Annotated in this window: 22 protein-coding genes; 17 read left to right on the forward strand and 5 right to left on the reverse strand. The window is 49.0% G+C overall.

From position 1 onward, the window contains the following. Nucleotides 1–383 precede the first annotated feature (383 nt). Nucleotides 384–887 (forward strand): hypothetical protein, encoded by a 504-nt coding sequence (locus AC07OI_RS07830; protein WP_495256818.1) that lies wholly within the window; start codon nucleotides 384–386, stop codon nucleotides 885–887. A 60-nt stretch (nucleotides 888–947) separates the two neighbouring features. On the opposite strand, the gene serB is transcribed toward AC07OI_RS07830, so the two are convergent. Continuing rightward, nucleotides 948–1,796: a phosphoserine phosphatase SerB gene (gene serB / locus AC07OI_RS07835; protein WP_495256819.1), complete on the reverse strand. Its 849-nt coding sequence runs from the start codon at nucleotides 1,794–1,796 to the stop codon at nucleotides 948–950. Between the two features lie 23 nt (nucleotides 1,797–1,819). Beyond that, nucleotides 1,820–5,251: a transcription-repair coupling factor gene (gene mfd, locus AC07OI_RS07840; RefSeq protein WP_495256820.1), complete on the reverse strand. Its 3,432-nt coding sequence runs from the start codon at nucleotides 5,249–5,251 to the stop codon at nucleotides 1,820–1,822. 126 nt (nucleotides 5,252–5,377) lie between these two features. Here mfd and ispD point away from each other — a divergent pair, with 126 nt between their 5' ends. From ispD to AC07OI_RS07880, 8 genes are all read left to right on the forward strand, one after another. Next, the gene (gene ispD, locus AC07OI_RS07845) at nucleotides 5,378–6,106 is read left to right on the forward strand and encodes a 2-C-methyl-D-erythritol 4-phosphate cytidylyltransferase (protein ID WP_495256821.1); all 729 of its coding nucleotides are present in this window, start codon (nucleotides 5,378–5,380) and stop codon (nucleotides 6,104–6,106) included. 10 nt (nucleotides 6,107–6,116) lie between these two features. Beyond that, the gene (gene ispF, locus AC07OI_RS07850; RefSeq protein ID WP_495256822.1) at nucleotides 6,117–6,620 is read left to right on the forward strand and encodes a 2-C-methyl-D-erythritol 2,4-cyclodiphosphate synthase; all 504 of its coding nucleotides are present in this window, start codon (nucleotides 6,117–6,119) and stop codon (nucleotides 6,618–6,620) included. Between the two features lie 55 nt (nucleotides 6,621–6,675). Continuing rightward, complete coding sequence (locus tag AC07OI_RS07855) at nucleotides 6,676–6,948, forward strand: DUF4404 family protein (protein WP_492704262.1); 273 nt, start codon at nucleotides 6,676–6,678, stop codon at nucleotides 6,946–6,948. Between the two features lie 308 nt (nucleotides 6,949–7,256). Then, on the forward strand, nucleotides 7,257–7,736 hold the full coding sequence (locus AC07OI_RS07860) for an FKBP-type peptidyl-prolyl cis-trans isomerase (RefSeq protein WP_495256823.1): 480 nt from the start codon (nucleotides 7,257–7,259) through the stop codon (nucleotides 7,734–7,736). A gap of 129 nt (nucleotides 7,737–7,865) precedes the next feature. After that, entirely contained in the window at nucleotides 7,866–8,144 is a 279-nt protein-coding gene (locus AC07OI_RS07865) for a DnaJ domain-containing protein (RefSeq protein WP_110253570.1), read from the forward strand. Continuing rightward, on the forward strand, nucleotides 8,141–8,743 hold the full coding sequence (locus AC07OI_RS07870; RefSeq protein WP_495256824.1) for a hypothetical protein: 603 nt from the start codon (nucleotides 8,141–8,143) through the stop codon (nucleotides 8,741–8,743). Before AC07OI_RS07865 ends, AC07OI_RS07870 begins: the two co-directional genes overlap by 4 nt. 9 nt (nucleotides 8,744–8,752) lie before the next feature. Further along, nucleotides 8,753–9,523, forward strand: coding sequence for a hypothetical protein (locus AC07OI_RS07875; RefSeq protein ID WP_495256825.1), 771 nt, complete (start codon nucleotides 8,753–8,755; stop codon nucleotides 9,521–9,523). An 86-nt stretch (nucleotides 9,524–9,609) separates the two neighbouring features. After that, nucleotides 9,610–10,833 carry a hypothetical protein gene (locus AC07OI_RS07880; protein ID WP_495256826.1) on the forward strand — a complete coding sequence of 408 codons (1,224 nt, stop codon included), beginning with the start codon at nucleotides 9,610–9,612 and terminating at the stop codon, nucleotides 10,831–10,833. Between the two features lie 44 nt (nucleotides 10,834–10,877). Here the strand turns inward: AC07OI_RS07880 and AC07OI_RS07885 are convergent, their stop codons facing one another. The 3 genes from AC07OI_RS07885 to AC07OI_RS07895 form a co-directional block, all read right to left on the reverse strand. Beyond that, nucleotides 10,878–12,038, reverse strand: a complete 1,161-nt coding sequence (locus tag AC07OI_RS07885; protein ID WP_495256827.1) for an iron-containing alcohol dehydrogenase — start codon at nucleotides 12,036–12,038, stop codon at nucleotides 10,878–10,880. Between the two features lie 64 nt (nucleotides 12,039–12,102). Then, the gene (locus AC07OI_RS07890) at nucleotides 12,103–12,855 is read right to left on the reverse strand and encodes an SAM-dependent methyltransferase (RefSeq protein WP_495256828.1); all 753 of its coding nucleotides are present in this window, start codon (nucleotides 12,853–12,855) and stop codon (nucleotides 12,103–12,105) included. A gap of 44 nt (nucleotides 12,856–12,899) precedes the next feature. Next, nucleotides 12,900–13,511: a Maf family nucleotide pyrophosphatase gene (locus AC07OI_RS07895; RefSeq protein WP_495256829.1), complete on the reverse strand. Its 612-nt coding sequence runs from the start codon at nucleotides 13,509–13,511 to the stop codon at nucleotides 12,900–12,902. Nucleotides 13,512–13,627: 116 nt separating this feature from the next. Between AC07OI_RS07895 and AC07OI_RS07900 the strand changes: the two genes are divergently transcribed. The 8 genes from AC07OI_RS07900 to fabF all read left to right on the forward strand — a co-directional run bounded on the left by AC07OI_RS07900 (nucleotide 13,628) and on the right by fabF (nucleotide 20,211). Further along, nucleotides 13,628–14,152, forward strand: a complete 525-nt coding sequence (locus AC07OI_RS07900; protein WP_495256830.1) for a YceD family protein — start codon at nucleotides 13,628–13,630, stop codon at nucleotides 14,150–14,152. Between the two features lie 124 nt (nucleotides 14,153–14,276). Next, a complete protein-coding gene (gene rpmF / locus AC07OI_RS07905) occupies nucleotides 14,277–14,459 on the forward strand; it encodes a 50S ribosomal protein L32 (protein ID WP_008449924.1) in 183 nt (60 codons plus the stop codon). Nucleotides 14,460–14,715: 256 nt separating this feature from the next. Beyond that, entirely contained in the window at nucleotides 14,716–15,807 is a 1,092-nt protein-coding gene (plsX, locus tag AC07OI_RS07910) for a phosphate acyltransferase PlsX (protein WP_492704279.1), read from the forward strand. After that, the gene (locus AC07OI_RS07915) at nucleotides 15,804–16,790 is read left to right on the forward strand and encodes a beta-ketoacyl-ACP synthase III (protein ID WP_495256831.1); all 987 of its coding nucleotides are present in this window, start codon (nucleotides 15,804–15,806) and stop codon (nucleotides 16,788–16,790) included. The genes plsX and AC07OI_RS07915 overlap by 4 nt, the downstream gene beginning before the upstream one ends. A gap of 63 nt (nucleotides 16,791–16,853) precedes the next feature. After that, nucleotides 16,854–17,795 carry an ACP S-malonyltransferase gene (gene fabD, locus AC07OI_RS07920; RefSeq protein WP_495256832.1) on the forward strand — a complete coding sequence of 314 codons (942 nt, stop codon included), beginning with the start codon at nucleotides 16,854–16,856 and terminating at the stop codon, nucleotides 17,793–17,795. Beyond that, nucleotides 17,792–18,544 (forward strand): 3-oxoacyl-ACP reductase FabG, encoded by a 753-nt coding sequence (fabG, locus tag AC07OI_RS07925; RefSeq protein ID WP_492704283.1) that lies wholly within the window; start codon nucleotides 17,792–17,794, stop codon nucleotides 18,542–18,544. The genes fabD and fabG overlap by 4 nt, the downstream gene beginning before the upstream one ends. Nucleotides 18,545–18,696: 152 nt before the next feature. After that, nucleotides 18,697–18,936 carry an acyl carrier protein gene (gene acpP / locus AC07OI_RS07930; protein ID WP_110253556.1) on the forward strand — a complete coding sequence of 80 codons (240 nt, stop codon included), beginning with the start codon at nucleotides 18,697–18,699 and terminating at the stop codon, nucleotides 18,934–18,936. Nucleotides 18,937–18,969: 33 nt separating this feature from the next. Beyond that, nucleotides 18,970–20,211: a beta-ketoacyl-ACP synthase II gene (gene fabF, locus AC07OI_RS07935; RefSeq protein ID WP_495256833.1), complete on the forward strand. Its 1,242-nt coding sequence runs from the start codon at nucleotides 18,970–18,972 to the stop codon at nucleotides 20,209–20,211. Nucleotides 20,212–20,265 lie beyond the last annotated feature (54 nt).

Raw genomic sequence — 20,265 nt, forward strand, 5'->3', positions numbered from 1 at the left:
TAGTATGATCTTACTCCTGGCACAGGTTGATGTGCTGGATGAGCTAAAACTATTCTAACTCAAATAATAGAACGTTCGTACTATTTATTGTGTGCTTATGACATTTGCTCATTTTTTGAACGACTACATTGTTGAAAGTTAGCGAGCTGTCCAGTTGAACGTAGAGAGCTGGTCATGTGCGCACTGTTGCTTTGAGCGTCACGCCTTACTCTGATGTGCTGTCTTCTACTTCAATTACTACAATCTATTAGTTATTCGAGGCGTGTTTTTTGACGATACGCTCTGTATAAGAAAATGCGACTTTTTAGCAGCTGGTTGCTGTGCCTGATTCAATGCTGCAGACTTGTATTTCCTCTATAACTTTGCCATACAAGGAAGTATACATGCTCAATCATATCCTCGTCAGCCTTGCTATCTTGTTATTCACTTCTATGCCAGTGGCCGCAGCGCCTGGCTATGTGATTATTGATGCCAGAAAACCTAATGTGACAGTGTATACCTCAGTACGCAAGTCCTTGCCTGAAGCTGAGCTCGATAAGGTAGGGGCGGCAGTGAACCTGCAAGCTGGAGTCAGCATGGAAGTATGGGATACCTTCAAAAACAATTTGAATCTATATGTAGAAGCCAGGATACAGAAGAATGACTATCCCGAGTTGCGTACCAAGGAAGGATTGATAGCCTTTCTTGAAAAGTATGAAGGCATGCCTTTAGGTCTGGCATGGAACGGTGGTATCGCTTTTACCTACAACGACTACGCGTATACGCAAAAAACTTACCAGACCTATTTGGAAAAGCCGGATTCTGTGACGAGAATAAGCGACAGAAAACGTGACCCTGTGCATCCGGCTAATCACTTTGGGCCGTTGTTGTCGAATCTGTTCGATTAAACCAGTGGCTGACGCCCATTGTAACTAGTGGCAGATTAAGCATTGAACCAAACCATATGTTCAAAGCAGATTTAACACTCCATCCAGCCCGACAAAATTCAGGGCCACGTCTGCTTGTGCACGCACCACAGGCTTGGCCCTGAATGCGACGGACAAACCAGAAATTTTCATCATTTTCAAATCATTCGCACCGTCACCCATGACGATGGCCTGATCGGTGGGAATGCCCATCTCGGCACAGACGCGCTCCACGGTTCTCTGTTTTTCATCTGCATCAACAATGGTGCCTATGACTTTGCCTGTCAGTTTGCCATCCTGGATTTCAAGTACATTGGAGTGGGTGTAGTCCAGATTCAGGCGTGATCTCATGCGGTCGGTGAAGAAAGTAAAACCACCGGATACCAGTAAAGTCTTTAGACCGGCTTGCTGTATGGTCTTCAGCATCTGATCTGCACCCAGGGACAATTGCAGGCGCTCGTCGTATACGCGTTGCAGGGCGCTGGCATCGAGGCCTTTGAGCAGGGCGACGCGACGGACCAGGCTCTCCTGGAATTCCAGTTCGCCGCGCATGGCGGCTTCGGTAATTTCTGCCACTTGCGGTTTCAAGCCCTGCATGTCAGCGATTTCATCTATGCATTCTATAGTGATCAGGGTTGAATCCATGTCCATGGCGACCAGTTTGAAATCAGTCAGCGCAAGTTGCGTGTCCAGAGCCGTGATATCTAATTGGGCAGCGAAGCAGCGCTCGCGTATTGCGCTCAAAGTCTGCGCATCAAATTCTGCATCGTCGAGGCGCACTGCCTGGGCATTCAGTTGCATCAGTTTTGCCCTGGTCTGGCTGGCGATATCCTGAACGAGCGCGATATTATTGCTGAGCGTGTTGTTCAAGCCTTGTATGGTCAAATGCATGGTTGTCTCTTTTATTCAATTAATTAGTGCAGTGCCTTGATGGTGGCCTTGATCTGGGCTACGCGGCTGGCGAGGTCGGGCATGGCGGCTGTGATGCGCAACTTGTCCTGACCATTGAGTTTGATATGCTTGTTCTTTTGCACCAGTTCTATGATGCGCATGCCGTCTATCGGTGGCTTGGGTTCGAATTGCAGGGTTGCGGCTTCGCTGTGTGCGTCAATCTTGATGATGCCCAGTGGCTTGGCTGCAACGCGCAGTCTATGGGTTTCCAGCAGCGATTTTACGGGTTCTGGCAGTTTGCCAAAACGGTCTATCATTTCTTCCTGCATATCATCAATACCATTGGCGCTGCTGCAATTGGCCAGGCGCTTGTAGATGGACAGGCGTTCATGTACGTCACCACAGAATTCATTCGGCAGCAGGGCAGGGATGTGCAGGTTGATTTCTGTCGTCGTTGATAATGGTGCAGCCAGGTCAGGTTCCTTGCCATTCTTCAGTGAGCGCACAGCTTCACTGAGCATGTCGGAATACATCTGGAAACCTATCTCATGCATTTCACCAGACTGGTTATCACCCAGCACTTCACCGGCCCCACGAATTTCCAGGTCATGCATGGCCAGGTAAAAGCCGCTACCCAGTTCTTCCATCTGCTGGATGGCTTCAAGGCGGCGATTCGCTTGCTTGGTCAGGCTTTGCACATCATGCACCAGCAAGTAGGCATAGGCTTGATGGTGGGAACGACCGACGCGGCCACGCAATTGATGTAACTGTGCCAGACCGAATTTGTCGGCTCTGTGCATGATGATGGTATTGGCAGTTGGTACGTCGATACCGGTTTCGATAATCGTGGTACACAGCAAAATATTATGCCGTTGGGCCACAAAGTCACGCATGACTTTTTCCAGGTCACGCTCATGCATTTGGCCATGTGCCACGACTACGCGTGCCTCTGGCAGCAAGGCTTCCAGCATGGCCTTGCGGTTTTCTATGGTTTCAACTTCATTGTGAAGGAAATAGACCTGACCACCACGCTTCAATTCACGCAAGCAGGCTTCGCGGATGACAGAATCATCTTCGCCGCGTACGAAGGTCTTGATCGCCAGCCGCTTTTGCGGTGCTGTCGCGATGACAGAAAAGTCACGCAAGCCTTCCAGTGCCATGCCCAGGGTGCGTGGTATCGGTGTCGCTGTCAGCGTCAATACATCGACCTCTGCACGCAAAGCCTTCAAGGCTTCTTTTTGGCGTACACCAAAGCGATGTTCTTCATCGATAATCACCAGGCCAAGGCGGGAGAATTTAACATCGTCAGACAGCAGTTTATGCGTGCCAATGACGATATCAACAGTGCCGTCGCCCATGCCTTTCATGGCGATGCTGATTTCCTTGCCGGAGCGGAATCGTGATAATTCAGCAATTTTCACTGGCCAGGCGGCAAAGCGGTCAGCAAAAGTCTGGGCATGTTGCTCTGCCAGCAGGGTGGTAGGTGCCAGAATGGCTACTTGCTTGCCACCCATGACGGCAACGAAGGCGGCACGCAAGGCTACCTCTGTCTTGCCAAAGCCAACGTCGCCACAGATCAGCCTGTCCATAGGCTTGCCTGAGGTCATGTCGCCAATGACAGCGGTGATGGCTGCTGCCTGGTCCGGTGTTTCATCAAAGCCAAAGCTATCGGCAAAGGCTTCATAGTCACGTGCAGAATACTCAAAGGCATGGCCCTGGCGCGCGGCGCGGCGGGCATACAGGTTCAGCAACTCGGCGGCAGTATCGCGAATTTGCTGCGCCGCTTTTTTCTTGGCTTTTTCCCACTGGCCTGAACCCAGGCTATGCAAAGGCGCGTCATCTGGCGAAGCACCGGAGTAGCGTGAAATGACATGCAATTGCGATACCGGCACGTACAGTTTGGTATCTTTAGCGTATTCCAGATGCAGGAATTCGGTTTCACCTTCGCCCAGGTCCATGCTGATCAGGCCCATGTAGCGGCCTATGCCATGGTTGCTATGGACGACGGGGTCACCGATTTTCAATTCTGACAGGTCGCGCACCATGTGCTCGACCTGGGTAACTGCTTCCTGCTTTTTGCGGCCTATGCGCTTGCCACTACCGGCATACAGTTCGGCTTCGGTAACAAAGGCCAGGCCATCGGCCAGCACAAAGCCAGTGTGCAGAGGCGCAACGCCCAGCATCAGCTTGGCATCTGCTGTCGCAAAATCGGTATAGCCTTCGCACAGACTCAGACGAATATCGTATTCAGTGAAATACTGCTGCAAGGTTTCGCGCCGCCCCAAAGTCTCGGCGCAAATCATTACTCGCTTATCTGTTTGCAGCAGGAAGGAGCGCAAGTTTATCAATGGGTCGTCGGCGCGACGATTGACGGCGATATCTGGTAAAAAGCTGGATACTTCAGAAGCGGCTGCAGCCTTGTCTGCTTCTGCGATGGTCCAGCGCGCCAGTGGCTTTATGGCGGCAAAGAAGTCTTCATCGCGTAAAAACACAATTTCCGGTGCCAGTACCGGACGTTCGCGGTCAGACTTTAAAAACTGGTAGCGTGAACGGGTATCGTTCCAGAAGCGTCTGATGGCATCGTCTATATCACCTATCAATGCAAAATGCGGCGCTTCAGGCAGATAATCAAACAGGGTGGCGGTTTGTTCAAAGAACAGCGGCAGGTAATATTCTATGCCAGCTGAAGGTATGCCATTGCCTATGTCTTTATAGATACTGGAACGAGAAGGATCACCTTCAAAAGTCTCACGCCAGCGGCTGCGGAAGGCGGCTCGCGCTGGTTCATCCATAGGGAATTCACGCCCTGGCAGCAGGCGTACCTCCGGCACAGGGTAGAGCGAACGTTGCGTATCGGCATCAAAGGTGCGTATGGTCTCTATGGTGTCGCCAAATAGATCCAGGCGGTAAGGTAGGGTCGAACCCATGGGGAACAAGTCTATCAAACCACCGCGTACAGAATATTCACCCGGTGACATGACCTGGTTGACATGGCTATAACCTGCCAGTGTCAGTTGGTTTTTTAGCTTGGCCTCGTCAAGACGATCACCTTTTTTGAAAAAGAAGGTGTAGGCTGCCAGGAAAGAGGGTGGGGCCATGCGCAGCAAGGCTGTGGTTGCCGGAACCAGCAAGACATCGCAATTGCCATTCTGGATTTCATGCAGGCTGGCCAGGCGCTCAGACACCAAGTCCTGATGCGGTGAAAAGGCGTCGTAAGGCAGGGTTTCCCAGTCTGGCAGCAAATGGCAGCGCAGTTCTGCATTAAACCAGGGGATTTCATCCAGCAGACGCTGGGCATCTCCAGGGTTGGCGACAAAAATGGTCAGCATGCGCTTGTCAGCCTTGAGCGCCGTCGCTGCTTGCGCCAGGGCATAAGCATCGGAAGAACCATGCAAATTGGGGAGTGCCAGTTTATGGCCGGGTTTTGCTAAGGATTTGCTGAAATCAAATGACATTGCGGCTATACATGTGGAATGCCGTAAAAGCTGCTTACGGAACAAGATACGCGGTTAAAATGAGCGCCTAATTATAAACGAAGGGGCTCTTTCTTATCGGGGCAGCTTCAAGAGCTTGTGACATTCATGGAAAAACAATTGCAAGAACATCATTTTGACGCCGAAAAGCTGATAGATACGCTTCGCTATGTTGCGCTGATTCCTGCTGCGGGCGTGGGTTCGCGTATGGGCGCAGCTACACCTAAGCAATATATGCGTATAGGCAGTAAATCAGTTCTGCAGCACACTGTCGATGCATTCCTTGGTTTTTCAAAAATACAGCATACCTATGTCGTCGTCGGCCCGGAGGACGCTTATGTAGATGAATATCTGCATAAAGCAGAAAAGCTGACAATCTTGCGTTGTGGTGGTGCCAGTCGCCGTGATACGGTCAGAAATGGCTTGAGCGAGCTGGCCAGTACTTTGGGTAATGCAGACTGGGTACTCGTGCACGATGCCGCCAGACCGGGTTTGACATCTGGCCTGCTGCAGCATTTAATTGATCAGGTTGCTGATAATACAGTCGGCGGCTTGTTGGCCCTGCCGGTAGTTGATACCGTCAAACGGGTGGAAAACGGCAAAGTACAAACCATACCTCGTGATGGCTTGTGGTTGGCGCAAACCCCGCAAATGTTCCGTTATCAGTTGTTGTGCGATGCCCTGGATGTGGCAGATCAGGTGACCGATGAAGCCAGCGCTATTGAAGCTGCAGGCCATGCCCCCATACTGGTTGAAGGGCATGCACGAAATATGAAGCTGACTTTACCCAGCGATATGGCATTAATCGCCCAGTATTTAAATAGCCCGGAAGAATAAAGGAAGCTTGATGCAAAATAAGATGTTACCGTTCAGAATAGGTCAGGGTTATGACTGTCATGCATTGGTGCCCGGTCGCAAATTGATTATTGGTGGGGTGACTATCCCGCACATCACAGGATTGCTTGGGCATTCAGATGCGGATGTGTTATTGCATGCGATTACCGATGCACTCTTTGGTTCAGTCGCCTTGGGTGATATAGGGGGGCATTTCCCCGATACCGATACCCGTTTTGCCGGTGCTGATTCACGTGTTTTATTGCGTGAGGCTGTCAAGCGTATTCACGCTGCAGGTTATGAGGTGGGGAATCTGGACGCCACCATCATTGCCCAGGCACCGAAGATGGTGCCGCATATCGCAGGCATGGTGGCAAATATTGCTGAAGATATGCAGGTTGATATCAATCAGGTCAATATCAAGGCAAAAACCAATGAACGTCTTGGTTATCTGGGGAGGGAAGAGGGTATAGCTGCCGAAGCCGTGGTACTGGTTTTTCCGCGAGTCAGCAACTAAACTGCAAAAAGCTAAGCTGCAAAAAGCTAAGAATGTTCCATCAAGGAGATATGATATGAAACAAGAGCAATTGAAACATTTGCTGGGCCTCTTACATCAAGAGTTGGCAAGTACTGAAGCTGTTGATGATGAGTTGAAATCCTTGCTGGAGAAATTGAATGAGGATATTCAACATGTCTTGTCTACTACAAAAAATCACGATGACCCAGTATTCGCGGCCTTGAGTGAGCGTTCGCAGGCTTTGTCAGCGAAATTCGCTGCACAGCACCCCAAGCTGGAACCAGCTCTGCGTGAACTGGGTACCATGCTTGAAAAAATTGGTGTTTGACGGGCTTTCATCAATCCAGTTCCACTTTTAAAACCGCCGCTGGCGGTTTTTTATTGCCTAACGGAAAATAAAATTGTGCTGTAACCAAGCTTAATCAAGCTAAGTTCCTGGTGTTCATTGAAGAAAGAGCATTACGAGCAGAAGAGATAGAATAACAAAGACAGCAAACTCCAAAAATAGAAGGTGGCTCTGCTACAATACGCGGTTAGTCTATTGAAATGAGTGCTTGTAGGCTATATATGCTTGGATATCAGGCTTACTCATTTCAATTTTGTCGCAATAATGCGCAATTACTCTATTTATTTGTCATGCAAATCACACAAAATACCGCTGTCACTTTGAATTACACCATGTTCAGTGCTGAGGGCGAGCTCATAGACCAGAATCAGCAGCCCATCGTTTATTTGCATGGTGGATATGATAATATTTTGCCAGCAGTTGAGGCCGCGCTGGATGGTAAAGCTGTAGGTGACAAAGTCTCTGTGACTTTGGTACCAGAAGAAGGTTTTGGCGAATTTGATCCAGAATTCGTGCGCGAAGAAGATATCAGTGCTTTTCCTCCTGATATCGAAGTTGGCATGATGTTTGAAACACGTGAACCAGAAACTGGCGAAACCACGCAGTTCCGCGTTACTGCCATTGATGCAGGCGTGGTGACTGTCGATGGCAATCATCCTCTGGCTGGCATGACCATACGTTTCGATGCAGAAGTGCTGGAAGTACGCGAAGCTACTGATGAAGAAGTTGTGCATGGTCACGTGCATGGCGAACACGGTCATCACCATTAATATGTATCTACAGGAATAGCTGAATTCTGGCTTGTTCCTGCATAGGGGGATCCATGCAAATGGTTCCCCTTGTTCTTCGCTGCTGATCTGCAGTGTCAATTCAAGTCCAAGTGCAAGCCAAGGGTGTGTATGAAAGACTATTATTTTATTCTCGGTATTGCCACCAATGCGAGTCTGGCAGACGTCAAGAAGGCGTTTCGTCAAAAGGCTGCAGAGTTTCATCCAGACAGAAATGATTCTGAACTGGCGCCGGAAAAATTCCATGCGGTCAAAGAAGCTTACGATATCTTGTCGGACGAGGCGGCGCGTACTGCCTATGATGAAAATCGCAGGCGCAATTTGCTGGATTCTCCCATAGAGACAGCGACCGAAATCTGGAAAAATTATTTATCAGGAGTATTGCAGTGAAATTGTCACGTTTTTTTGAAGATATTATTCCGCTCTACAAGGCTGAATTGGAAGATTTGAAATCCGATTCCGAGGGCAAAAACGTGCTCAAGGCCAGGTTGCGTGAAAAGGCTGAACAATTGCCTATGTTATTACCCATGATGGCCAGCAATCCTGAAATGCTGGCAGTGGCTTTTCATCAGGGCTTCATTTTCATGAATCCATTGACGATGGAATCATTGATTACCAAAGAAGCAGGCAAATTCCCTTCCTGGAAAAGTTTATCGACAGCAGTCAAGCTGGAGCCTTGGGCTGAGCCGCTGAGTCGTATTGTCTTGAAAGACCCTGACGGTGAAGCCTTCCTGGTGACGGCTGCAGCGCTGGAATATCTGAACCGTAGTAATACCACGCGTAAAGCTGGTGCTAGCGATGCGGCAGGTGCTGATGAGGATGAAGATAAAGAAGCCAATGAGGAAAATGAAGAGCTGAAAGAACATGGCGATCTTGATGGCCAATATGGCAGGCACGGTCGCGATGACGGTGATGATGGTGATGATTATGATCTGGGCGAAGCCGGTGCGGACTGGTTGGCTGAGCAAGGTTTTGACCGCAAAGAATAAGGAGTACAGATGAATTATCCTGCATTAATCGAAGCCCAAAGCCTGGTCAAGGCGGGTGACATCGCCGGTGCTGAACATGCGCTGGCTAATCTGGCCGAAACCGAAGGCGACAAAGCACTGGTAGCTGCCCTTGATGAATTTCCGGCCAAGGATTTGCTGGCAATTATCCGTGAGTACGATGCATCGAAAGAGTCTTTGGTGAACCTGCTGGTCACCCCTGAGCAATTTGCCCAGGCTGTGGTGCTGGAACGCCGCTATGGCGATCAGACACATGAACAATTGCGTGGCATGGTCAATTCCGTCATTTTCCGCGAAGGTGCTGACCCGGCAGAATTTTTGTATGAAATCGCCGAAGTGGAGGGTGGCTATGACGCTCTCGTCGATTACCTGCTCGACAGGGCGCAAATGGTAGAGCATTTCTACCGCTACGCGACTTTCGATTTGTATGAATATGGCGACGACAACAAAACCCAGGCACGTGATGATGATTTGTTGAACCTGACACGCGATACCGAGAGCCTGGCGTCGCCTTTGGACATGGCAAATCTGGAAGATCATGACTGGATGCAGGTGACTTATATCCTGCGCTATGAACTGCCAGAAATCTTCCGCGAAGTACTGATGAAATTGCGTGCACGTTACAAAGCTTACCAGGCCAGCCTGGCGCAAGATGAATTATTGGAAGGCGGCGAGGGTGGCACTGAAGAAGAGCAGGACGAGCGCCCTAAAAACAATGATGATGGTGACGACAAGGATGATGACGAAGAGTCAGCCTTGTAATTGTTCATGTTATTTTGATGCACGTGGCAGGCAGGAGTTTTTCTGCCTGCCTTTCATTTCCATAGTCTGCTTCTATTCTGGTATTTATGCCTGAAAATACTTTTGAAATTGCCCTGCTTGATAATCGCCCCTTCTTTGAATCGGCGCTGCGTTATGGCGTGCAAAAGGCAATTATCTCCACCACCAAGATTGCTGCGATTGAGGCAGAAGCCCCAAAAGGCATGGTGCAGATAGCGGATACTTTTGGCAGTAAATACCTGCGCCCGGAAATTGAAGCAGCACGCAAACGTATCGTCAACCTGGCCAGCCTATATCTGATCGAAACCACAAAGGGTGATCTTGAACTGGCCGCCAAGATGATACGCGACAATACCTTTCTGACCTTGTCGCGTGGCGGCTCAGGTTTGCTGAAAGTATTGTTCGCCATGCCGGAATATGCCTTGCTGGGTCATGAAGCCAAGGGTAAGGTAGAAGATTTTCTGGAAGCCTGGTCACTCAAGGAAAAGCCGATTGAGTATAGAAATACTCTTGAACACCGGCAAATGAATGCGCTGGAAATTGAGGCTGGCTACTGGTTTGGTGAAGAACTGGGCTTGTCTGCCAGCTATCTCAAAGAAGAAGATGTCGAAGCCGTGTCAGTAGTCCGCACAGCCTTGTTGCTGCAAATGTTTGGCAAGCCTGAAGCGACACTGCAAAACCAGGTGGAGTTCGCCAGCCTGATAGATGCTATCCGTGCGTATACCGCAGCGAAGTTGAAGAAGGCTTTGTCAGCCATTGATATGGCTGATATCCCTGAGAAATTTCATGCCATCGTTGAGCGCGTACTGGGTGAGATCAAATCCCATGATTTGCCACGCCTGCAAGATAAGTCGGCCTCTCTGGATAAGCTGGTGTATGAACTCAAGGATCGCTATTATTTGCGCGACCACGAAGTGGAAGACACTTCTGAATACGATGCCCTGGTGTCCAAGGAGTGGACGAAATTGACCAAGGGTAAAACCGATATCGATTCGCTGCTGACCCTGTTCGTCTGTATTGTTGGTGGCATTACACCAAAAACGACATTACCAGAAAAAACAGCAAAAAGCCTGGTGAAAAAATTCCGTGATGAGGGATTCAAATCAGAGTTGGCGACGGGCTGGATAAAGACAGCAGCGCCTCACGAAAAGCAGGAAGGCTTGCTGGAGGACTGGAATAATTTCGTGGAAGAGGCTGGTAATTATTTAATGGATGACTGGGATACCAATTACACAGGAGCCATGCGTTTTCTGGATGCGAATTGCCATATCCAGAAAACGGTAAAGAAATAAATTTACGGCCATTCAATCCTGTTGGAATAAATGGCCGCAATTAATTACAAACTCAATTCCAATACCTGACGACTGACGTCCAAAGTCACATCACGCTTTTCACCCAGGCTCACCATGCGATGGGTTTCCAGTGCTGACAAGATAGGTGCGATATCATTGCTGCCAAGCTGATAGTCGCTGAGACGGGTTTTGACGCCCATTTGCTCAAAGTAATCCTGCATGCGGCTGATGGCTGTTTCTATGCGCTTATCTTCATCGCCATCATGCAAACCCCATACGCGTTCTGCAAATTGCAGCAACTTTTCCCGTTTGCCTTCCTTGCGTACTCGCAGCATGCTAGGCAGCACGATGGCGAGGGTTTGGGCGTGGTCGATGTTATGCAAGGCGGTCAGTTCATGACCTATCATGTGCGTCGCCCAGTCTTGCGGCACGCCAGTCGAAATCAAACCATTCAGGGCCATGGTGGCACACCACATGAGATTGGCGCGCACATCGTAATCTTCAGGGTTAGCCAGGGCTTTCGGACCTTCTTCTATCAGTGTCAGCAGCAGGCCTTCAGCAAATCTGTCTTGCACCGGTGAATTAACCGGGTAGGTCAGATACTGTTCCATGATGTGGACAAAGGCATCAACTGCGCCATTGCCGATCTGGCGTACAGGCAGGGTAAAAGTCTTGGTCGGGTCCAACACCGAGAATTGCGGGAAGCAATGGCGGCTGGAGAACGCCATTTTTGCCTTGATGGATTTGCGGGTGACGACACCGCCATTATTCATTTCGGAGCCAGTGGCCGGCAAAGTCAGTACGCTGCCAAATGGCATGGCCTTGGTCACATTGTTGCCACGTTTTTCCATGATGACCCAGGGATCATCGCCTTCAAACAAGGCCGCAGCGGCGATGAATTTGGTGCCATCGATAACAGAGCCGCCACCAACTGCAAGCAAAAAGTCTATCTTGTTTTGCTTGATGAGTTCGACAGCCTTCATCAGTGTTTCATAGCTGGGATTGGGTTCTATGCCAGTAAATTCCGTCACCTGACGTGTTCCAAGTGCAGCAATGACTTCATCATAGACACCATTTTGTTTAATGCTGCCACCACCATACAGCATCAACACATGGGCTTCAACTGGGATAGCCTTGTTCAGATCGGCTATGCGCCCTTTGCCAAACAGGATTTGTGTAGGGTTATAAAAATCAAAATTCAGCATGTGCATTCCTCCAGAAAAAATACATCTTAGCGCAAATAGGAAAAATCGACCGGTCGTGCACTTTTTAATTGCTTAAGAATAAGAAAACTGTCGGTTTTTTATGAAAATCAGGGCCTTGTTGCTTGCTTAAATTGGTTTTCCACTCAGCAGCCGTTTTTGTTTGCAGTGATTCCGTGTTGAGGCTCAAATCCGTCGCCACGCAGATCAGCGTAGATCCGTGGCAGTGATTACTCAAGGCTTCCAGCATGGAAGCATTGCGATAAGGGGTTTCTATCAATAATTGTGTTTGCTTCTCTTTTTTTGATCTCTCTTCGAGTTCTTTGATGCGCTTTGCACGCAACGCGGCATCTGTCGGCAAATAGCCATGAAAGGCAAAGCTTTGCCCATTCAGCCCACTGCCCATCAAAGCCAGTAATAGCGAGGAGGGGCCAACCAGAGGGCGTACCTTGATATTGCGTTGATGAGCGAGCCTGACGAGGCTGGAACCCGGATCAGCAACCGCGGGCACACCAGCCTCAGATATCAAACCCACGTCATGACCTTGCAGCAGTGGTTGCAGCAGGCCTTCCAGTGCTTGCGCTGGCGTATTGATATTCAGCTCGCTGATCTGGATTTCCTGCATGGCTTTTTGCAGGGGGTGTGCCTGTGACAGGTATTTCAGATAAGCGCGTGTAGTTTTGGCATTTTCAGCGACGAAGTGACTGAGTTCTGCCGTCATTTTTTGTACGGTGTCGGGGATGATGCTGGCAAGTAAATTAACTTGCTGATCTTCGTTCAGACCCAGGGTATTGGGGATTAAGTAAAGCGTGCCTGTCATGGGGTTTTGATTTTTTATTTTATGAAATGGATAAAGCGATCAATTCAAAGATTGAAGAAGCTCAGGCCGGTATTGCGCAGCATGCTGGTCAGGGCAATAAGTGGCAGGCCGGTTAATGCTGTGGGATCGTCGCTTTTGATGCTTTCTATGATAGCGATTCCCAGTCCTTCATTCTTAGCGCTGCCTGCGCAATCGTAGGGCTGCTCTATGCGCAAATAGGCATCCAGTTCCGCGTTGCTTAAGTCCCTGAACCTGACCATAGTGCGGATATCTTGAATTTGTAGAGGGGAGGGGGCGTTTTGACGATTGTCCAGGACACAGAGAGCCGTATGGAACGCCACTTCACGTCCGCGCATGAGTAGCAACTGCTTTAAAGCTGCTTCATGATTGCCAGGTTTGCCAATTTGTAGGTCACCCAGCGTCGCGACCTGATCTGAACCTATGATTATAGAGTCTGGCTGATTTTTTGCTATCGCCTCAGCTTTTTGTTGCGCCAGACGCAGGGCGGTTTGCTCGGGGCTTTCTCCCAGGTTTGGGCTTTCATCAAGTTCGGGTGCTATACTTTCGAAATTGAATTGCAGTCTTGTTAGTAATTCACGGCGGTAAACTGAGCTTGATGCCAGTATCAACCTGCTTTGCTGCTTATTTATTTGCATTGTGGAAACATTTCCTATGGTTTTCATAGCCATTACGCGAAAAAATCACGCCAATTCTTTGACTACTTAGGTGTAATCCTGTTATTATCGCAGGTTTTCTGGGTTCAAATAATCCTATGCAAGCATTTGTGATTGACGCTTTCACGTTCTCCCGGCTCGAAGAGCAGCGTTCGGGAAGCATTTTAGTCGCAGATTTACCTCGCCTGTCAGAAGAAAGTGCAAATGCCGAAGGTGCGTTGAACTGGTCTCTGCAGGGTGGCAAAGACAAGCTGGGTCATCCGCAGTTGCAATTATCTGTGGATGGTACGGTGCAGTTGATGTGTCAGCGTTGTTTGACACCATTTGCATTTGATATTGACTCTGAATCCATATTGGTACTCGCCAAAAACGAAGAAAATGCAGATGAAATTGAAGCATTGCTTGAAGATGACGAGATCGATGTTGTAGTAGGTAGCAAAACATTCAATATCATGGATTTGATAGAGGATGAGGCGCTACTGGCAATACCCCAATCGCCCAAACATGCAGTATGCCCGGATCTACCGTTGGCTTCAGCAGATACTACTGCAGCGATTGACGCGGAAGTCGGCAAAAAAGAATCAGCTTTTGCCGTGCTGAAGAAAATTAATGGGCGTACCTAGTGGCATTATTCTGAAAAAACACTCAGGTCGAAGTATTGTTAGGGATTCTTGGTTGCTGATGTTCGCATTCTTCAACCAGGCGTGTTAAATTTTAGAAACATTTTTTGAAGTATTAGGAGTTATCATGGCAGTTCAGCAAAATAAAAAATCCCCATCCAAGCGTGGCATGCACCGTTCCCACGATTTCCTGGTTGCACCGCAACTGGGTATCGAGCCAACAACTGGTGAAACACATCTGCGTCACCACATCAGCCCTAACGGCTTTTACCGTGGTCGTAAAGTATTGAAAACCAAGAACGACGAGTAATCTCTGTTCCTGGTAAAGAAGCGGCGTGACGAGTCTTTGACTTGGCGCCGCTTTTTTGCGTTAACCTATCCCCTGACTTGCTTGTTTAATACATTCTTGCGAGATTGAGTGGGTGCTTAATTTGCTTTTTGATTGAATTGTTGTCGGCGAGTCTTTGAATTTTTGAGATAATCCTGCTTTTGAAAAATTAATTCGGGATGATGTCTGTTCCGGTTTGATACACTCGCTGTTTCGGATTGAAGTTTCGTATCACTACATGACAATTAAAATTTCCATAGACTGCATGGGCGGAGATCATGGCCCGGCAGTTACAGTGGCAGCAGCTGTTGCTTTTGCCAATCGCGAACCTGATGTCGAATTTCTCCTGGTGGGCTCTGAATCTATCATTCAGGCCGAGCTGAAGAAGCTACATGCCGGTGCACATACACGCTTAAAAATTATCAACGCCACAGAAGTGGTAGAGATGGATGACCCTATAGAGGTTGCCTTGCGCCGCAAGAAAGATTCTTCCATGCGCGTCGCCATCAATCAGGTTAAAGAAGGCACTGCCCAGGCCTGCGTTTCTGCGGGGAACACCGGCGCACTCATGGCAGTTTCCCGTTATGTATTGAAAACCATGCAAGGCGTGGACCGTCCGGCAATTTGCAGCATCCTGCCGAATCAAAAAAATCTTCCTACCTATATGCTGGATCTGGGCGCGAATGTAGATTGCGAGCCTCTGCATTTGCATCAGTTTGCCATCATGGGTTCTGCCCTGGTATCTGCGCTGGAGGGTAAAGATAAGCCAAGTATAGGTTTGTTGAATGTAGGTGAGGAGGACATCAAAGGTAATGACGTCGTCAAAAAAACGGCGCAATTATTGCGTGCCGACCATGAGCGTGGCCTGCTGAATTTTTATGGCAATGTCGAAGGCAATGATATTTTTGAGGGCACGACTGATATCGTTGTTTGCGATGGCTTTGTCGGAAATGTTACCTTGAAAGCGGCTGAGGGGATGGGGCGTTTTGTAAAAATCACGCTGACTGCAGCCTTTAAGAGTAATCCCCTGAATATGTTGGGTGCCATCTTCGCTCGTGGCGCTTTGAAATCCATCTCGCGCACCATGAATCCGTCCAATTACAATGGTGGTAGTTTGCTGGGCTTGCGTGGCCTTGTGTTTAAAAGCCATGGTAGCGCAGACAAGTATAGTTATGAGTGGGCAATACAGCGCGCATTCGATGCGGCAAAAAATGATGTATTGTCACGCATTGCGACTTCAATGGCGAAATTGATGCCGATTGCAGATGCTGACGCAGTTGCTGAGGTCGCTCCAGACAACAATGAACTCTTGGTACAGAAAACCGCATGACTTTCTATAGCAAAATTATCGGTACAGGCAGCTACCTGCCTCCCAAAAAAGTAAGCAATCAGGAATTGACAGATCAACTGGCGGCGAAGGGTATAGAAACTTCAGACGAGTGGATATTCTCCCGTAGCGGGATTTCTTTCCGTCATTATGCTGAGCCATCCGTGGCGGTCAGTGATATGGCGGTAGAGGCAGCAAAACGGGCGCTGGATGCCGCCAGGATGCAGGCTAATGATATTGACTTGATCGTGCTGGCAACATCAACACCTGATTTTCTGGGGGGCTTCCCCAGTACTGCATGCGTAGTGCAAAACAAGCTTGGTATCACGAATGGTGGGGCCGCTGTTGACGTGCAAGCGGTATGCAGCGGCTTCATGTATGCCATGTCCATCGCTGATAGCATGATCAAGGCGGGCAATCATAAAAACGTGCTGGTGATCGGTGCTGAGGTATTTTCCCGCATCCTGAATTTTGAAGACCGTACTACTTGCGTGCTGTTTGGTGATGGTGCAGGTGCTATCGTCATGTCGCGCTCTGACGAGCCCGGTGTGTTGGCCACCAAATTGCATGCTGATGGCAGCTATGCCAATATTTTATGTGTGCCAGGCAATGTCCAGAGTGGCGTAGTTGAGGGTAGCGCGTTTTTGTATATGGATGGTCAGGCTGTCTTTAAGCTTGCTGTTAATTTACTGGAAAAGGTTGCCAACGAAGCGCTGGAAATCGCTGGTCTGACTACAGATCAGATCGACTGGCTGATACCGCATCAGGCAAACATACGCATCATGCAAAGTACTGCAAAAAAAATGCGCATGCCTATGGATAGAGTGGTGGTCACGGTTGATCAGCATGGTAATACCTCTGCCGCTTCGATACCGCTGGCATTGGACCTTGCTGTACGTGATGGCCGGGTCAAGCCTGGGCATACAGTGATGCTTGAAGGTGTAGGTGGTGGTTTTACCTGGGGTGCGGCCATCGTCAAGATGTGAGTGTCCTGGGGCGAGAGTTGGGCAATCAATAATGAATATTAGAGATAAGATTAGAGATAAGAAATGACGCAATTTGCATTTGTATTCCCTGGACAGGGTTCGCAAGCAATAGGCATGTTGAATGGCTTTGCTGATAATCCTGTCGTGCAACAAACCATTGCTGAAGCATCTGATGCACTGCAACTGGATTTGGGCAAGATGATTAATGAAGGTCCAAAAGAAGCACTGGATCTGACCACTAATACCCAGCCTGTCATGTTGACGGCAGCCGTAGCTTGCTACCGTGCCTGGATCGCTGCAGGTGGTGCAGCCCCCAAGCTGGTGGCTGGTCATAGTTTGGGTGAGTATTCAGCCCTGGTGGCCGCTGGCGTTATCGCTTTTAAAGATGCGGTGCCTATGGTGCGCTTCCGTGCGCAAGCCATGCAAGATGCCGTGCCTGTGGGACAGGGCGGCATGGCCGCTATTTTGGGTTTGTCTGACGAGGATGTGCAGGCCGCTTGTGCAGAAGCAATGGCTGCAGTGTCGGGCGAAGTGGTAGAGGCTGTGAATTTCAATGCGCCGGCACAGGTTGTCATTGCTGGCAATAAAGCCGCTGTGGACCGCGCTTGCGAAATTGCCAAGGCAAAAGGCGCCAAGCGCGCCTTGCCTTTGGCAGTTTCTGCACCTTTTCATTCATCCTTGCTCAACCCTGCTTCAGACAAATTGCGCGAATATCTGGCTGGCATTCCATTTTCGGCGCCAGCAATTCCATTGATTAATAATGTCGATGTTGCTGTTGTTAGTGATGTTGATGCTATCAAGGATGCGCTTGTCAGGCAGGCTGCCAGTCCGGTACGTTGGGTCGAAACTATTGATAAGATGCATGCCGATGGCATCACGCATGTGATTGAATGTGGTCCAGGCAAGGTCTTGACTGGCCTGACGAAGCGTATTCAGGCTGAATTGACGGGCGACACTGTATTTGATCAGGCAAGTTTAGAAAAAGTATTGGAACTCTTGAAATGACTCAACAATTAGAAAATCAAGTGGCGCTGGTTACTGGCGCATCCCGCGGTATTGGCAAGGCAATTGCTATTGGTCTGGCCAAGGCCGGTGCTAAAGTCATAGGTACTGCAACAACAGAATCTGGTGCGGCAGCAATTACTGCGTATCTCGAAGAAGTAGCGCCTGGCTCAGGTAAGGGCGTAGCTTTCAATGTCAATGATGTAGAGCGTACTGCAGGTCTGGTCGATGAAATCCAGAAAGAATTTGGCAGCCTGTCTATCCTGGTCAATAACGCTGGAATTACCCAGGATCAACTGGCCATGCGCATGAAGGAGGAGGAGTGGGATAGCGTCATCACTACCAATCTCACTTCAGTCGCACGTTTATCCCGCGCTGTATTGCGTGGCATGATGAAGGCCAAGCATGGCCGCATCATCAATATTACTTCCGTAGTGGGCTCTTCTGGTAATCCTGGGCAAATGAACTATGCTGCTGCCAAGGCCGGTGTGGCTGGCATGAGCCGTGCATTGGCCAGGGAAATAGGCAGCCGCAATATTACGGTGAACTGTATTGCCCCTGGTTTTATCGATACTGACATGACCAGGGCCTTGAATGAGGACCAAAAAGCGGCCATTTTGCAGCAAATCCCACTCGCCAAACTTGGTCGTCCGGAAGATATTGCCGCAGCAACAGTGTTTTTGGCATCACCAGATGCAGGGTACATCACAGGAACGACACTGCACGTGAATGGCGGGATGTACCTCGCCTAATCATTTTGTTGATTTTTATAGGCAACTTCGACGAAAATAGCAGGAGTTGTTGCCGGGGATCAGAGGCTTGCTTTTTTTGCTCACAAACCTGCTAAAATGCGCGCACCTTTCTGTAGGCCCTTATTTTTTTGATTTTTTCACTGGAGACACACATGTCCGATATCGAACAACGCGTTAAGAAAATCGTCGCTGAACAACTGGGCGTCGCTGAAGCTGACATCAAAATCGAATCTTCTTTCGTAGATGATTTGGGTGCAGACTCTTTGGACACAGTTGAACTGGTGATGGCACTCGAAGACGAATTCGAAATGGAAATCCCTGACGAACAAGCTGAGAAAATCACTACTGTTCAACAAGCGATTGACTACGCTAAAGCCCATCTGAAGGCTTAATTAGTCGAATTTTTTCAAATCCAGGAGAAACGCTTGAGTCGTTCGCTTAAACGTCGAGTCGTTGTAACCGGGCTCGGTTGTATTTCGCCAGTCGGCAATACTGTTGCAGATGCCTGGAGTGCCATCACTTCAGGTAAATCCGGAATTGCAACGATTACCAAATTTGATGCAACTCCTTTCACTACACATTTTGCAGGTGAGGTGAAGGGCTTCAATGTCGAGGATTATATTCCGGCAAAAGAAGCTCGCAACATGGACACCTTTATCCACTACGGCATCGCCGCAGGGATGCAGGCGTTTCAAGACTCTGGTCTTGCCGTCACCGAAGAAAATGCCGACCGTATTGGCGTCATCGTAGGTTCAGGTATTGGCGGTTTGCCGTTGATAGAGGAAACCAAGGAAACCTTGATAGCGCGTGGACCACGCCGTATCAGCCCGTTCTTTGTGCCAGCCTCGATCATTAATATGATTTCTGGCAATCTGTCGATCAAGTATGGTCTGAAAGGGCCTAATCTTGCGATCGTGACAGCTTGTACCACTGGCCTGCATTGCATAGGTTCCGCTGCTCGCATGATTGAGTATGGCGATGCTGATGTGATGATCGCCGGCGGTGCAGAATCGACGATTTCTCCTCTGGGTCTGGGTGGTTTTGCTTCAGCAAGGGCACTCTCCACCAGAAACGACGATCCGGCGACGGCTTCCCGTCCTTGGGATAAAGACCGCGATGGCTTTGTTCTGGGTGAAGGTGCTGGTGTCATGGTTCTGGAAGAATATGAACATGCCAAGGCGCGTGGTGCAAAGATTTATGCTGAAGTCATTGGTTTTGGTATGAGCGCTGATGCTTATCACATCACTACGCCAACCATGGATGGTCCGCGCCGCAGTATGATCAATGCCATGAAAGATGCTGAGATTAATCCTGAGCAAATCAGTTATCTGAATGCGCATGGCACGTCTACATCAATTGGTGATCAGAACGAGACGGATGCAATCAAGGCGACTTTTGCTGATCATGCATACAAGATGACCATCAATTCGACCAAGTCGATGACGGGGCATTTGCTGGGTGGCGCTGGTGGTCTTGAATCTTTGTTTACGGTTCTTGCTCTGCACAATCAGGTTTCACCACCTACCATGAATATCTTTAATCAGGATCCAGGATGTGATCTTGATTATTGTGCGAATACCGCACGTGATATGCGCATAGATTATGCAGTGAAAAATTCGTTTGGCTTTGGCGGAACGAATGGTACGCTGATATTTGCAAAAGTCTGATTTTTAAAAAATTAGCCTTGGCACTTCATTTCAAGCGAAATGAAGTGCCATTTT

It is taken from the genome of Undibacterium sp. GW821-FHT07F11, assembly GCF_059418665.1.